We start from the raw sequence: 14,581 nt of genomic DNA on the forward strand, positions 1-14,581 counted from the left end.
TTTGTTTTGATTTTTAATTTTATCATAAAAAACATACTAAGAAATGAGAAAGACAGATTTAGCTTATCGCTCAGAACTGAATCCACTGATTAAACCACAGGATTTAGCCCCTATGATACCGGGTATGGAAATAGCTTGTATTTTCAACCCGGGAGTATTTAGATTTAATAACAAAACCTGCTTGTTACTACGTGTTGCCGAAAGGCCAATTCAAACAGACGGAGAAATATCCACTATCATCAGAAACTCCAACGGACAATTTGAAAAAATAACCTTCAGAAAAAGTGATCCGGACCTTGATGCTAAAGACCCGCGCGTAATACGTTATAAGGGCCAGGATTATCTCACCACATTGTCTTACCAACGATTATTATTCAGCGATGACAATATTCATTTCTATGAAGATATAAACTACCCTCCCATTTTTGGTGAAGGCCAACTGGAGAGTTTTGGAATCGAAGATTGCCGTGTATCATATATCGATGGTAAGTTCAATCTAACCTATTCTGCCATATCCCCGGTAGCCGTCGGTATCGGTTTAATGCAAACCACAGACTGGCAACATTTCGATCGTAAAGGTCTGATATTCCCTCCTCATAATAAAGATTGTGCTTTTTTTGAAGAAAAAATCAATGGCACACATTATGCCTTGCATCGTCCCAGTTGCCATGAATTAGGAGGAAATTATATTTGGATAGCGCAATCTCCCGACTTGGTTCATTGGGGGCAGCATAAATGTATTGCATTAACCCGCCCGGGTATGTGGGACGAAGCAAGAATTGGTGCCGGTGCATCCCCTATAAAGACTCCTGAAGGATGGTTGGTTATCTACCACGGAGCAACCTATGATAACAGATACTGTCTTGGTGCCATGCTGCTCGATCTAAACGATCCTTCTGTTGTTCTTTCACGTTCTATTCATCCAATCATGGAACCATTAGAGCCTTACGAGAAAACAGGTTTCTTCGGCGAAGTCATTTTCTCAAACGGACATTATTTGGAGAGAGATACCATACACCTTTACTACGGTGCCAGCGACGAGATCATTTGTTATGCCCGAATGTCAGTCACAGAAATCGTAAACAATCTCAAATGTAATTAATATGAATTTCAATAAAGCACGTACACTTTACTTTCACAATCTATTGATGGTATTTTGCTTCTACCTATCCTCAGCCACCGTAACTGCTCAAGATACGGCCATCATGCGAGATGAGTGGTATCAAAGAAGTATAAAAAATACTTATACAACTGCACCGATACAAGAGATATTCAAAAGAGCTGAAGCAAACAAGAAGTTAACTGTTGGAGTAATAGGCGGATCGATAACTGCAGGAGCAAACGCATCCGATTTTCAGCAAACAGCCTATGCTCCTTTGGTTGTTCAATGGTTTCGTAAGAAGTTTCCTCAAACTGAAATACATTTTATGAATGCAGGAATAGGAGCTACTAACTCACTTTTTGGTGTACACAGAGCCGACGAAGATTTACTGTCATGCAAACCCGACATTGTTATTATAGAATTTAGTGTCAACGATCAAGGCGAGTCAAGAACAAAAGCCAGCTATGAAGGACTTATACGTAAGATTCTGAAATCAGAAAACAAACCTGCCATACTTGCATTAGGACTAATGGATATGCAAGGAAACTCATGGCAGAAATATCACTTAGAGGTCTGTAATCATTATCACATTCCGTATATCAGCTATCGTGATGCTATATATCCTGAAATACAGAATGGTAATATGGTATGGAGTGAAATTTCCTCAGATGAAGTACACCCAAATGACAGGGGACATCAAATCATCAGTAATTTAATCACTCATTTTTTAGAGGAGATATTCAACGAGAAAACTCTACCGGTTCCACTTACCCTGAATAGATATGAACAAGCCTGTATATATCCGTTTACTCATATCGACAACCCGGATTGGGAACTGACCTCAAGAGGATGGCGCACTACTCATAAAGGTAAACCACTGAAATTTACAGTCAAAGCCTCCATAATCACAATTATGTTTGAGAAAACAATCAATTCTCAAAAAGCTGCAAATGTATATGTTACTCTTGATAATGGTAAACGGCAAAAGCTCAGTACATTCTTTAAAGATGGCTGGGGAAATTATATGTATCCGGAAATTATCTTGGACTCAGATAAGAGTGAAAGTCATATTATAAGTTTTGAATACGATGACAAAAGCGGTAAAGAATTCATTCTTCATAACATCCAAATCGTTCCATAGATAAAATTAAAATCCCACTTCAGGATTTTAATCTGATAGTGGGATTCTCTTTTTATGATTGCTAATTACTCTTCGTACATCTTATCTATCATCTCTTTGTAGTTTTTGGCTACCACCGGACGTTTTAGTTTCAATGTATTTGTCAACTCACCCTTTTCCATACTGAACGGTTCGGGCAAGAGTGTAAAGCGTTTTATCTGTTCATAATTAGCAAATTGTTGCTGCAAGGTATCAATACGGGCACGGAACAATCCTACAATCTTAGGATGCTGCAACAATTCTTCCAGATCCTTATATTCAATACCTTTCTCTTTGGCGTAGTCTTTCACAAAGCCATATACCGGAACAATCAACGCAGATACAAACTTACGCTGATCGGCAATAATAGCAATCTGATCGATATAACGGTCAATGACCAATTTCGTTTCAAGAGCTTGCGGAGCAATGTACTTACCATTGGATGTCTTGAACAAATCTTTGATACGCTCCGTCAGGTACAGTTGCCCGTTCTTAAAGTATCCGGCGTCACCCGTATGGAACCAACCATCAGCATCAATGGTAGCTGCGGTAGCCTCCGCCTTCTTATAATATCCTTTAGTGATAGTCTTTCCACGCAACAGAATCTCATTATCTTCTCCTATCTTCACTTCTACATCCGGCATCACCTGGCCTACCGAACCAATATCATAACCTGTTTTGGAAGTACAAGAGACGGTAGCCGTAGATTCTGTCAATCCATAACCTACCAGCATATCAATACCCACAGAATGAACGAATTCACAGATTTCATCGGGTACCGCTGCACCGGCAGTCGGAAAGAAATTACCATTTTCAATACCAATCGTTTTCTTCAGCAATGAATAAATTGTTTTCTCGTAAAACTTATATTTCAAATGAAGCATTAACGGCGGAGTCTTTCCCTGACGTACATAGTCAATATTGTGTATTCTGCCAACACGGATAGCATCCATCATCAATGTTTTTTTGATACCTGTCGTCTCGGCAATCTTTTCTTGTACACCCGCATACACCTTCTCCCAGAAACGGGGAACGCTACACATCAATGTGGGGCGGATCTCCTTAATTGTCATCTGAATATCGGCAGGACGAAGGTTAACACAAATCTGTACCCCCTTATAGATGCAAAGATAACTCCATGCTTTCTCAAACACATGAGTCAACGGCAGAAAGTTCATAGAAATGTCTTCATCCGTCATGTCCACCAGGCGAATATCATGAATCCGGAAAGCTTCAAGGAAACAAGAGTGATGCAGCATTACACCTTTCGGCTCGCCCGTTGTACCGGAAGTATAGAGAATATTAGCCAAGTCATCTTCTGAAGCACGTGAAGTTCGCTCTTCCACCACATCATTATGGGGTAATCCTTCACCCATTGCCAAAAACTCATCAAAATAAATAGACGACACATCACGGGGATCTTTCACCACATCACGGTCGAAAATAATAATCTGCTGTAACGACGGACAGAAGCCAAATATGCTAAAGGCAGCATCATACTGAAACTGTTCGCCCACAAACAAGAAACGTATCTGTGCATCATTAATAATGTATTGCGCCTGTGCCGGAGAACTGGTGGCGTAAAGCGGAACAGTCACTGCACGGTTAGCAAATGCTGCAAAATCCACATAAAGACATTCGGGCTTGTTTTGCGAAAAAATACCGATATTTTCTTCTTCCTCTACACCAAGTGCAACAAGAGAATTTGCGGCTTGTTTTACGGTTTTTGAAAACTGATTCCAGGAAATAGGAATCCATTGTGCAGTCTGGTAATCACGGTATCGAAGAGCTGTCTTATCGCCATACTTTTGGGCTTGGCGATGAACTAAGACAGATAAATGATGTTCAATCATATCTATTTGTTGTTAGTAAATATAGGGCAAAGATATTAGTTTTATTTGAAACTATCGCCTTTTTCAATAATTATCAGTAAGTTTGCACCATGAAATATGACGTATCTTATCTGACAACGGAGGCCGTAAGCCTGCTTAAGTCGCTTATAGCCATCCCCTCAATCAGCCGTGAAGAAACTCAGGCTGCTGGCTATCTGCAAAATTACATTGAAGCAGAAGGCATGACTACCGGACGTAAGGGCAACAACGTTTGGTGTCTTAGCCCGATGTTTGATTTAAAGAAACCCACTATTCTGCTCAACTCGCACATTGATACCGTAAAGCCCGTAAACGGCTGGCGCAAAGATCCTTTCACTCCGAGAGAAGAAAACGGAAAGCTCTACGGACTAGGTAGCAATGATGCCGGTGCCAGTGTAGTAACGTTATTACAGGTGTTCCTGCAACTATGTAGAACAGAGCAATCATACAATCTTATTTACCTTGCCTCCTGCGAAGAAGAGGTATCCGGTAAGGAAGGGATCGAGAGTGTTTTGAAAGGTCTTCCTCCCATTTCGTTTGCTATTGTGGGTGAACCCACCGAAATGCAACCTGCCATCGCCGAAAAAGGTCTTATGGTACTGGATGTCACTGCCACCGGAAAAGCAGGCCATGCGGCCCGCAACGAAGGTGACAATGCTATTTACAAAGTACTGGATGACATTGCCTGGTTTCGCGACTACCGTTTCAAGAAGGAGTCTCCTTTGTTAGGTCCGGTCAAGATGAGTGTTACAGTGATCAATGCCGGCACACAGCACAATGTGATTCCGGACCGCTGTACATTTGTAGTAGATGTGCGAAGCAATGAGTTATACTCTAACGAAGAACTGTTTGCTGAAATACAAAAGCATATTAGCTGTAAGGCTGAAGCACGTTCCTTCCGTCTGAACTCCTCACGTATCGAAGAGAAACATCCTTTTGTTCAAAAGGCCATCAAATTGGGGCGTTCACCTTTTGGTTCCCCTACTCTTTCAGATCAGGCACTGATGCCGTTTCCATCTGTTAAAATAGGGCCGGGACGTTCATCCCGTTCACATACAGCAGACGAATATGTGATGTTAAAGGAGATGGAAGAGGCAATAGGGCTATATCTGGAATTGCTGGATGGATTAAGTCTTTAAATATCAGTTAGATTTGGATAAAGATATACTCTTTATATATGCAAATGATATTTACTTGAGGTGTTTTTCATTCTTTAATTCTAATGAAAAATGAATAAAGGAAGAGAAAAGGTTGCGTATCCAAAAACTTATTACGTATTTTGCGTTACACAAAATGTGTAACGTAAAACATGTAATTATGATGAAACCGAATAATCCCTTTTTAGTTTACGGCTATCATAGCCCGGCATACTTTTGCGACAGAGAGACTGAAACTCAAAAGATCATATCGGCTTTGAACAATGAGCGAAACCTTACCCTCATTGCTCCCCGACGCATGGGTAAAACCGGTCTTATCAAAAATGTGTTTCACAATATGGCAGAGCAGGAAAAAAAAATATTCTGCTTTTATATGGACATCTACTCTACCCGTGACTTAAAAGCATTCGTCCAATTATTGGCAAAGACAGTGCTGGGAGAGTTGGATACATTGTCACAGAGTGCACTCAGAAAGCTGATGTCTTTCTTTAAAAGTTGCCGCCCGGTAATCAGTGCAGATGAGAGGACCGGAACACCAACCGTAACACTCGATTTTCTACCGGAACAATCAGAGCAAACATTAAAAGAGATATTCGACTATATAAAAGACTCCGGGAAACGTTGTTATCTTGCCATTGATGAGTTTCAGCAGATAACAGAATATCCGGAAAAGGGAGTAGAAGCACTGTTACGATCTTACATTCAGTTTATACCTAATGTACATTTCATTTTTTCCGGTAGTAAGAAGCATGTCATGGAGGAAATGTTCACTTCGGGCAAGCGACCTTTCTACCAAAGTACTCAAATGATGGTCCTGAAAGAGATTCCGGAAGAAACTTATTATCAGTTTGCTTCGAGATTCTTCGAAAAAGCAGAAAGAGAACTCCCGAAAGAGATATTTTCTTACATTTATGATCTGGAAGACGGACATACCTGGTATATACAAACAATTCTGAACAGGCTCTACGAAACAAGCTATAAAACTATTAATAAGGAGAGGGTAGACCAAACTGTGAGTAATATTCTGGAAGAGCAAGAATCAGTATATCAAAATAATCTGGTATTACTAACCAACAATCAAGTAAATCTGTTGAAAGCCGTTGCCATGGAGGGCTGTGCGCAAAGTGTCAATTCAAGCGAATTTATTAAGAAATACAACCTGAAAGCACCCAGTAGCGTAAATGTAGCCTTGAAATCGTTACTCAACAAAGAATTGTTGTATAAGACCTCAAAAGGCTACATCGTTTACGACCGCTTTATGGGTAAATGGCTGAAGAGCGAGATTATCTGATCGCTATTTATCTACTGAGAATTTAAAGATACAATGACTATTGTATTTCTCGCCGGGACGTAGTACTGCCGAAGGCCATTCGGGTTTATTCGGAGTATCCGGATACTTCTGTGTTTCAAGACAAACGGAAGCACGTTGATTGTATACAATCCCTTTCTTACCTTTCACTGTCCCATCCAGGAAGTTACCAGCATAAACCTGTATACCGGGCTCGTTAGTATAAACATCCAGGATGATACCCGTCTTTGGAGATTGAAGGGTAGCACACTTGCGGGTAATATCCCCTTTTGTATTCAATACCCAGTTATGATCATAACCGTTTCCATTCTTTAACTGCACAAAATCAAAGTTGTTGATCCGGGTCCCTACGGCAACCGGCGAACGAAAATCCATTGGAGTATCTTCTACCGGAACAATCTCGCCGGAGGTCATAAAGGTACTATCCACCGGGGTATAGTAATCGGCATCAATCGTAAGCAAATGTTCCGCATTGCTGCCAGCATCTCCATCCAGATTGAAATAAGAATGGTTGGTCATGTTAACGATAGTAGGCTTATCCGTTTCTGCCTCGTAGCGAATATCAATGGCATTATCATCCGTCAATGTCATCAGCACCTTGCAGGTAATATTACCGGGAAATCCTTCTTCACCATCTTTGGCAAGATAGGTCAGCTCAAGCTCCTGCGGACCAATCTGCCGGGCATCATATACTTGGTACTGGAATCCCTTTGGACCGCCATGCAAGCAATGTCCGTAGTTGTTGCGAGGCAGAATATATTCCACACTATCCAACACGAATCGTCCCTGATTGATACGATTGGCATAACGCCCGATAGAAGCTCCGAAGTCCGAAGGTATCGTAATATAATCCTGTATCGAATCAAACCCAAGAACTACATCCCGCATAATTCCCTCTTTATCGGGTACCATAACAGAAACAATACGTCCGCCGAAATTCGTCACACATACTTCCATGTTGTTAGCATTGCGAAGTACATACAAATCAGTCTTTTTACCATCCACTTCGGTTTGGAAATTGCTCTGCAATAAACCGGATCCGGTTGTTTTCTCATTAGTGGCACAACCTGCCAACAAAAGGGCACAAAGTGTCCACACTGAAATTTTCTTCATCATTCTTCCTTAATTATTCTATACTGTTTAATAGGTCTGTTTTCCCCTCATTCACAAGTTTAAGAATCAACTCTCCAAAAAGAGTATTCTGCCAGGCAAACCAGGCACGGGTAAAGTTCTTCGGATCATCCTTATGAAATGATTCGTGCATAAAACCTGTACCCGCATCAGTATTCATCAACATCTTGATACAACTCTTTATTTCTGCATCATTCTTACTTGTGAAAGCTTTCATCATAATACTCATCGGCCATATCATATCGTAACCAATATGAGGGCCACCTATACCCTCACCTGCCTTACCTTTAAAGAAATAAGGATTATCCTCACTCCACACAAAACGACGGGTATTTTGATAAACAGGATCATTCACATTAACATCTCCCAGATAAGGCATAGCTATCAGGCTGGGTACATTGGCATCGTCCATCAACAGATGATTACCAAATCCATCTACTTCAAAGGCATATATCTTACCATATTTAGGGTGCTTATAGACTGCATATTTCTTTAGAGCTGCTTCCACTTCGTTGGCAAGATCTTTGCATTCTTTTGCCAATTCCGGCTTCTTATTGACCGTTTGCAATATCTCGGCTGCCTTACGAAGCGAAGATACAGCAAAGAAATTGGAAGGTACAAGGAATTGCAGTGTGGTAGCATCATCAGAGGGACGGAAGGCAGAAGCAATCAGTCCTACCGGCTTCACCGGATTTCCCAGCCCGTTATTGGTCATCGTATCTAATGCACGATTCGTTTTACGTTCAAACTTGTAAGGACCAACTCCATCTTTACGTTGCTGTTCTTTGAAAGTGCGCAGGATGTTGGTGATAGCCTGTATCCACTCTTCATCGAAAATACTGGCATCACCCGTTACCTGCCAATAGTGATAAGCCAAACGTAAAGGATAACACAATGAATCTATTTCCCATTTACGTTCGTGTAATTCAGGTTTCATATCAGTAAGGTCACTCATCCAGCGTCCACCTACGGGACCATCATTAAAAGCATTGGCATAAGGATCCATCATAATACACTTGAACTGGCGGTTGATGACACCGGCAAGCATACGTTTCAACTCAGGATCGGAGTTGGCAAGCTGTACGTAAGGCCATACTTGTGCACCGGAATCGCGCAACCACATGGCATGAATATCACCTGTATAAACAAAGGTGTCGGGTTTACCATCTTCGCCTTCACGAAAATGTACAGTAGTATCGAGCGTATTCGGAAAGCAGTTGGTAAACATCCAGGCAAGCCGGGCATTTTTCAGAAGTTTCTGTAAACGGATAATTTCATTTTCTACTGCCTGAGAACGGAAAAGACGTTCAGCCGGTTTAGGACGGTTGTCTTTCTGAATAGCGTCTGTTGCACAGACATGTTCAGACAAATTGTTTCCGGATGCAAATGCAAAAGCCGGAGAGGCCAAAAGTAAAGTAGCTGTAACCGTGCAGCTGCCAATCAGTTTCATCGAGTGTTTTAGTGTCATAATCTGTAATTAAAGTTAGTTATTTATTCAATCCTGTAAAACAGAAAAGTAATGACTATGGCATTTCATAGCAATACGTATCTTTTATATATTACAAAGAAAGGCCTTTTCGGGCAAATACAAAAGCGCTTAGATGGTAAATACGTAGCAAAAAAGTATCCTATTCTGCCAAAAGAGTAACAAGAAATGCCATTGGGCAATATCTGCGATTTATTGAATGATTTATTTCATACATTTGTCTTCGTTTTCTTGCATATTTGTATAACGAAACCTATAAAGAAAAACATGAATACCGTCACAAGACTTACACAATTTTTCATCGGTGCATTGATTTTGGCAGGCACACTAATATCATGCGTATCCAAAGAAACGCGACAAGAAGAAATCTCCATGAAGGACCGGCCGGACTATACACAGACAAATGTGAATTATATCGGAAACCGTTCTCCATTGAAATCCTCAAACTTTATAAAGCTTCCGGTAGGAAGTATTCAACCGGAGGGATGGGTAAAGAAGTATCTGGAATTACAGAAAAACGGTCTGACCGGACATTTAGGAGAAATCAGTGCCTGGCTGGGTAAAGTAAATAATGCCTGGCTCACCAATGGAGGCGATCATGGTTGGGAGGAGGTCCCCTATTGGCTGAAAGGATATGGCAACCTGGCCTATATCCTGAAAGATCAAAAAATGATTGATGAAACCCGGATATGGATCGAGGGAGCCTTTGACAGCCAACAAGCCAGTGGATTCTTCGGCCCGGCAAACACAAAGAACGGCAAGCCGGAACTTTGGGCACAGATGATAATGCTCTGGTGTTTACAATCTTATTACGAATATACACAGGACGAAAGGGTGATCAGCCTCATGACTAATTACTTTAAATGGCAACTGGCTTTGCCGGATGATCAGTTTCTGGAAGATTACTGGGAAAACAGTAGAGGAGGAGATAACTTATTGAGTGTCTACTGGCTATATAACCGTACCGGAGAGAGCTTCCTGCTGGAACTTGCTGAAAAAATTCATAGAAATACGGCTGACTGGACACGTCCATCCACCTTACCAAACTGGCATAATGTAAATATCGCACAATGTTTTCGCGAACCGGCAAGCTACTACGTATTAAGTGGTGACTCCGCCTTTTTACAAGCCTCTTACAATGCGCACAATCTGATTCGCCGTACTTTCGGACAAGTTCCGGGAGGTATGTTCGGAGCCGATGAAAACGCACGCATGGGCTATATCGATCCCCGGCAAGGAGTAGAAACTTGTGGAATGGTAGAGCAAATGGCTTCTGATGAAATAATGCTTTGCATCACAGGTGACCCTTTCTGGGCTGAACATTGTGAAGAAGTGGCTTTCAACACATACCCGGCCGCTGTAATGCCTGATTTTAAGGCATTACGATATCTCACTTGTCCGAATCATACAGTCAGTGATGCCCAAAATCATCATCCGGGTATTGATAATAGCGGACCTTTTCTTGCCATGAACCCATTCAGCAGCCGTTGCTGTCAGCACAATCATGCACAAGGCTGGCCTTACTACAGTGAATATCTTGTATTGGCAACCCCTGATAACGGCGCTGCCATTGGGTTGTATGCAGCTTGTAAAGCAACTCTAAAAGTGGCCAATGGCCAGGAAATAACGATCGATGAACAAACAAACTATCCGTTTGGAGAAGAGATTGATTTTACTGTCAATACGTCAAAAGAAACTAAATTCCCATTCTATCTGCGCATACCTTCATGGAGTAATCAAGCAGAAGTTGCAATTAATGGGAAGAAAGTAAATATTGATCCGACTCCGGGGAAATATGTATGTATCAACCGCATTTGGAAAGACGGAGACAAAGTAAACCTAAAGCTACCGATGCAACTCGCGATACGTACCTGGCAGGCAAATAAGAACAGCGTCAGTGTAAATTATGGTCCTCTTACCCTATCACTGAAAATAGATGAAGAGTATGTTAAGAAAGACAGCCGCGCTACCGCAATATACGACTCCCGCTGGCAGGAAGGGGCAGATTCGGAGAAATGGCCTTCCTATGAAATATTCTCGAAAAGTCCGTGGAACTACGCACTGGTGCTTGATTCTAAAGATCCTTTGAAGAACTTCAAAGTCATACATAAAGAATGGCCGTCGGATGACTTTCCGTTTACAACCGCCAGTGTCCCACTGGAAGTAAAAGCAACCGGCCGTCAAGTACCTTCCTGGACATTAGACAAATACGGACTTTGTGGTGTACTGCCTGAGATAGATGCTCCTAAAGCCGCCAAAGAAGAGATAACACTTATACCAATGGGCGCTGCCCGGTTAAGAATCTCTGCTTTCCCAAACCTAAAAGAGTAAAACCCTAATAAACTAACAAAAAGACCATGAACAAACTTTGGATAGCAGCATTGCTGCTTCTTATGAACACTTACAGTGGATTTAGTAATAATACGCCACGTCCGGAGTATCCTCGTCCGCAATTTGAACGAGCCGAATGGATTAATCTGAACGGAACCTGGACTTTCCAGTTCGACTTCGGTAACTCCGGCAAAGACCGCCAATTACAACAATCCGAAAGATTTGCACAGAACATTACAGTCCCTTTCTGTCCCGAAAGCAAACTATCCGGCGTGGGACATACGGACTTTATCAATCAAATGTGGTATCAGAAGCAAATCTCCGTCCCTGCAAACTGGGATGGAAAGAAAATATTCCTCAACTTCGGTGCTGTAGATTATCAGGCTGAAATATTTATCGATGGCCAGTTCATCGGGCGGCACTTTGGCGGAAGTTCTTCATTCAGTATAGATCTGACCCGTTTCGTAAAACCCGGACAGAACCACAATCTGATTGTATTCGTGAAAGACGATCAACGCTCGGGGTTACAGACAATAGGTAAACAATGCAATAATTTTCAGTCCGGTGGGTGTTCCTATACCCGTGTCACCGGAATCTGGCAGACAGTATGGCTGGAAGCCGTAGCTCCGGCAGGATTGAAAACAGCAGTTATCCGACCGGATATTGACCAAAAGCAACTCATCATAGAACCAGAATTCTACAACGAGTCCAATGGAACCCTGGAGGTGACCCTTATGGACGGACAAAAGGCAGTAGGCAAAAAGACAGTAACCTGTGCCAATAGTGCTACTATCGTTCTACCCATAAAAAACATGAAGTTATGGACTCCTGAAACCCCTTATTTATATGATATTATTTATCGTGTTAAGGACGTACAAGGCAATCTCATCGATGAAGTAAAGTCTTATGCAGGCATGCGCAAAGTACATACTGCCAACGGACTCTTTTACCTAAACAATGAACCTTACTACCAGCGTCTTGTACTCGACCAGGGATATTACCCCGAGGGAATATGGACTGCACCGACAGATGAAGCATTAAAACATGATATCGAATTGGGAAAAGAAGCCGGTTTCAACGGTGCACGCTTACATCAGAAGGTTTTCGAAGAAAGATATTTCTACTGGGCAGACAAGTTAGGTTACATCACCTGGGGAGAATCGGCAAGCTGGGGTTCGGACGTAAACAATGAACTGGCTGTACGCAATTTTATCGGCGAATGGAGCGAAGTAGTTGTACGCGACCGTAATCACCCGTCACTGGTTACGTGGACTCCCTTTAACGAGACCTGGGGTGGTGGTCCCGATACGTATGTACGATTGATTCAGGATATATATCACATCACAAAAGCCATTGACCCTACCCGCCCGGTAAACGATGCCAGTGGTGACAATCATGTGCTGACAGATATCTGGAGCGTGCATAACTATACACAAGAGAAAGAGAAACTGATTGAGGAACTGAAAATAATAGAGGGTCAAGAACCTTATCGTAATGCACGGGACAAAAAATACCTGGCTGTATATGAAGGACAACCCTATATGCTGGATGAATTTGGCGGTATTGGCTGGATGGCAGCCAAGGACCGCAACAATTCATGGGGCTACGGTGGAATGCCTGCCGATGAAGAGGCCTTCTACGAGCGTCTTGAAGGACAGATCGATGCCTTGATTGCTTCAAAACATGTATGCGGTTTCTGCTATACACAGCTGACAGACGTGGAACAGGAGAAGAATGGCGTTTACTACTACGACCGTCGCCCCAAAATGGATATGAAACGCATCAAAGCTATTTTTGAGAAAATACCCAGCAGACCTGCTAAATAAGACAAACTTATACTTACTGATATGAAAAATAGATTCGGACCTATACTTCTATTGGCATCAGCCCTGCTGGTGCCAACCGGACTTTCGGCACAACTGGGCGGGAAGTTATACCAGCAACGTGCTGACTCCTTGTTACAAAACATCCTCACCCGTTATGAGGTGAAAGAACACGGGTTGCTCATGGAGACATACCCCAGAAACTCCAAACAGGAAATTACCTATACAGCCAATACAGGATCTACTGTTCATCAGCAGGAAGTATCTTTCTTATGGCCCTACTCGGCCATGGTATCGGGATGCGTGTCTTTATACAAAACTTCCGGCAATAAGAAGTATAAGAAGTTAATGGATAAACAGATCAAACCCGGTCTTGACCTCTATTGGGATACCACCCGGGAGCCACATTGTTATCAATCCTATCCGGCTTTTGCCGGCCAGAACGACCGATACTATGACGATAACGACTGGGTAGCCATCGACTTCTGTGATTACTACGAACAGACCCGTAACAAAGAATATCTGAACAAGGCCATTGCCCTGCATAAATATATTTACTCGGGCTGGTCAAACGATCTTGGAGGGGGTATCTACTGGTGTGAGCAAAAGAAGGAATCGAAAAACACCTGTTCTAATGCTCCGGCCACCGTATTGTGTATGAAACTGTACAAACTGACCAAAGATAAAAAGTATCTGGAACAAGCCAAAGAAACGTATCAATGGACACGCGACAATCTTTGCGATCCATCCGACCACGTATATTGGGACAACAAGAATCTGGAAGGTAAGATCGGCTATGCTAAGTTTACATATAATAGCGGACAAATGATACAAGCCGGTGTACTGCTTTACCAGGCCACCGGAGACAAACGTTATTTACAGGAAGCACAACAAACGGCAGAAGGTTCTTACCATTTTTTCCTGAAACCACAGCCCACTGTGAAAGGAGAAATGAGATTCTATCCCTCCAGCCCCTGGTTCAACGTTATCTTATTCCGCGGACTGAAAGCACTCTATCTTGTTGACCGGAACGACACTTATGTGAAGGCCATGATTGACAACGTAGATTACGCATGGAGATATACACGTGACGAAAACGGATTACTCAACAGAGACTGGTCCGGCAACAAAAAAGATCAGTTCAAGGGCTTGCTGGAAAACTCCTGTATGATTGAGCTCTATTCGGAGATTAGCGAATTATAGGAATATATA

The 14,581-nt window shown here is 42.2% G+C and carries 10 protein-coding genes; 7 read left to right on the forward strand and 3 right to left on the reverse strand.

Going from position 1 to position 14,581, the window contains the following annotated elements:
• The first annotated feature begins 43 nt into the window (after window positions 1-43).
• Together HCG69_RS15155 and HCG69_RS15160 are read left to right on the forward strand one after the other, a co-directional pair.
• Window positions 44-1,102, forward strand: a complete 1,059-nt coding sequence (locus HCG69_RS15155) for a glycoside hydrolase family 130 protein (protein WP_221650736.1) — start codon at window positions 44-46, stop codon at window positions 1,100-1,102.
• 1 nt (window position 1,103) lies between these two features.
• On the forward strand, window positions 1,104-2,243 hold the full coding sequence (locus tag HCG69_RS15160; protein WP_221650737.1) for an SGNH/GDSL hydrolase family protein: 1,140 nt from the start codon (window positions 1,104-1,106) through the stop codon (window positions 2,241-2,243).
• A 65-nt stretch (window positions 2,244-2,308) separates the two neighbouring features.
• On the opposite strand, the gene HCG69_RS15165 is transcribed toward HCG69_RS15160, so the two are convergent.
• The gene (locus HCG69_RS15165; RefSeq protein WP_221650738.1) at window positions 2,309-4,114 is read right to left on the reverse strand and encodes a long-chain fatty acid--CoA ligase; all 1,806 of its coding nucleotides are present in this window, start codon (window positions 4,112-4,114) and stop codon (window positions 2,309-2,311) included.
• Window positions 4,115-4,203: 89 nt separating this feature from the next.
• Between HCG69_RS15165 and HCG69_RS15170 the strand changes: the two genes are divergently transcribed.
• Both HCG69_RS15170 and HCG69_RS15175 read left to right on the forward strand, forming a co-directional pair.
• Window positions 4,204-5,271: a M20 family metallo-hydrolase gene (locus HCG69_RS15170; RefSeq protein WP_221650739.1), complete on the forward strand. Its 1,068-nt coding sequence runs from the start codon at window positions 4,204-4,206 to the stop codon at window positions 5,269-5,271.
• A 181-nt stretch (window positions 5,272-5,452) separates the two neighbouring features.
• Complete coding sequence (locus HCG69_RS15175; protein ID WP_221650768.1) at window positions 5,453-6,580, forward strand: ATP-binding protein; 1,128 nt, start codon at window positions 5,453-5,455, stop codon at window positions 6,578-6,580.
• Window positions 6,581-6,583: 3 nt separating this feature from the next.
• On the opposite strand, the gene HCG69_RS15180 is transcribed toward HCG69_RS15175, so the two are convergent.
• Window positions 6,584-7,711 (reverse strand): aldose epimerase family protein, encoded by a 1,128-nt coding sequence (locus HCG69_RS15180; protein WP_221650769.1) that lies wholly within the window; start codon window positions 7,709-7,711, stop codon window positions 6,584-6,586.
• A gap of 13 nt (window positions 7,712-7,724) precedes the next feature.
• Window positions 7,725-9,197, reverse strand: coding sequence for a glycoside hydrolase family 125 protein (locus HCG69_RS15185; protein WP_221650740.1), 1,473 nt, complete (start codon window positions 9,195-9,197; stop codon window positions 7,725-7,727).
• A 285-nt stretch (window positions 9,198-9,482) separates the two neighbouring features.
• Here HCG69_RS15185 and HCG69_RS15190 point away from each other — a divergent pair, with 285 nt between their 5' ends.
• Genes HCG69_RS15190 through HCG69_RS15200 form a run of 3 tightly spaced genes read left to right on the forward strand, consistent with a single transcriptional unit; the run spans window position 9,483 to window position 14,572 of the window.
• Window positions 9,483-11,546, forward strand: coding sequence for a beta-L-arabinofuranosidase domain-containing protein (locus tag HCG69_RS15190; protein ID WP_221650741.1), 2,064 nt, complete (start codon window positions 9,483-9,485; stop codon window positions 11,544-11,546).
• 26 nt (window positions 11,547-11,572) lie between these two features.
• Window positions 11,573-13,372, forward strand: a complete 1,800-nt coding sequence (locus HCG69_RS15195; protein ID WP_221650742.1) for a glycoside hydrolase family 2 protein — start codon at window positions 11,573-11,575, stop codon at window positions 13,370-13,372.
• A gap of 21 nt (window positions 13,373-13,393) precedes the next feature.
• Window positions 13,394-14,572 (forward strand): glycoside hydrolase family 76 protein, encoded by a 1,179-nt coding sequence (locus HCG69_RS15200; protein ID WP_221650743.1) that lies wholly within the window; start codon window positions 13,394-13,396, stop codon window positions 14,570-14,572.
• Window positions 14,573-14,581: the final 9 nt, after the last annotated feature.

Origin of the sequence: Bacteroides sp. K03 (assembly GCF_019734355.1) — a bacterium.
In the GTDB taxonomy this organism is placed as follows: Bacteria; Bacteroidota; Bacteroidia; order Bacteroidales; family Bacteroidaceae; genus Bacteroides; species Bacteroides nordii.

Coding starts and splice junctions, on each gene's coding strand:
- HCG69_RS15155 (WP_221650736.1), top strand. CDS start 44: ATGAGAAAGACAGATTTAGCTTATCGCTCAGAACTGAATCCACTGATT.
- HCG69_RS15160 (WP_221650737.1), top strand. CDS start 1,104: ATGAATTTCAATAAAGCACGTACACTTTACTTTCACAATCTATTGATG.
- HCG69_RS15165 (WP_221650738.1), bottom strand. CDS start 4,114: ATGATTGAACATCATTTATCTGTCTTAGTTCATCGCCAAGCCCAAAAG.
- HCG69_RS15170 (WP_221650739.1), top strand. CDS start 4,204: ATGAAATATGACGTATCTTATCTGACAACGGAGGCCGTAAGCCTGCTT.
- HCG69_RS15175 (WP_221650768.1), top strand. CDS start 5,453: ATGAAACCGAATAATCCCTTTTTAGTTTACGGCTATCATAGCCCGGCA.
- HCG69_RS15180 (WP_221650769.1), bottom strand. CDS start 7,711: ATGAAGAAAATTTCAGTGTGGACACTTTGTGCCCTTTTGTTGGCAGGT.
- HCG69_RS15185 (WP_221650740.1), bottom strand. CDS start 9,197: ATGACACTAAAACACTCGATGAAACTGATTGGCAGCTGCACGGTTACA.
- HCG69_RS15190 (WP_221650741.1), top strand. CDS start 9,483: ATGAATACCGTCACAAGACTTACACAATTTTTCATCGGTGCATTGATT.
- HCG69_RS15195 (WP_221650742.1), top strand. CDS start 11,573: ATGAACAAACTTTGGATAGCAGCATTGCTGCTTCTTATGAACACTTAC.
- HCG69_RS15200 (WP_221650743.1), top strand. CDS start 13,394: ATGAAAAATAGATTCGGACCTATACTTCTATTGGCATCAGCCCTGCTG.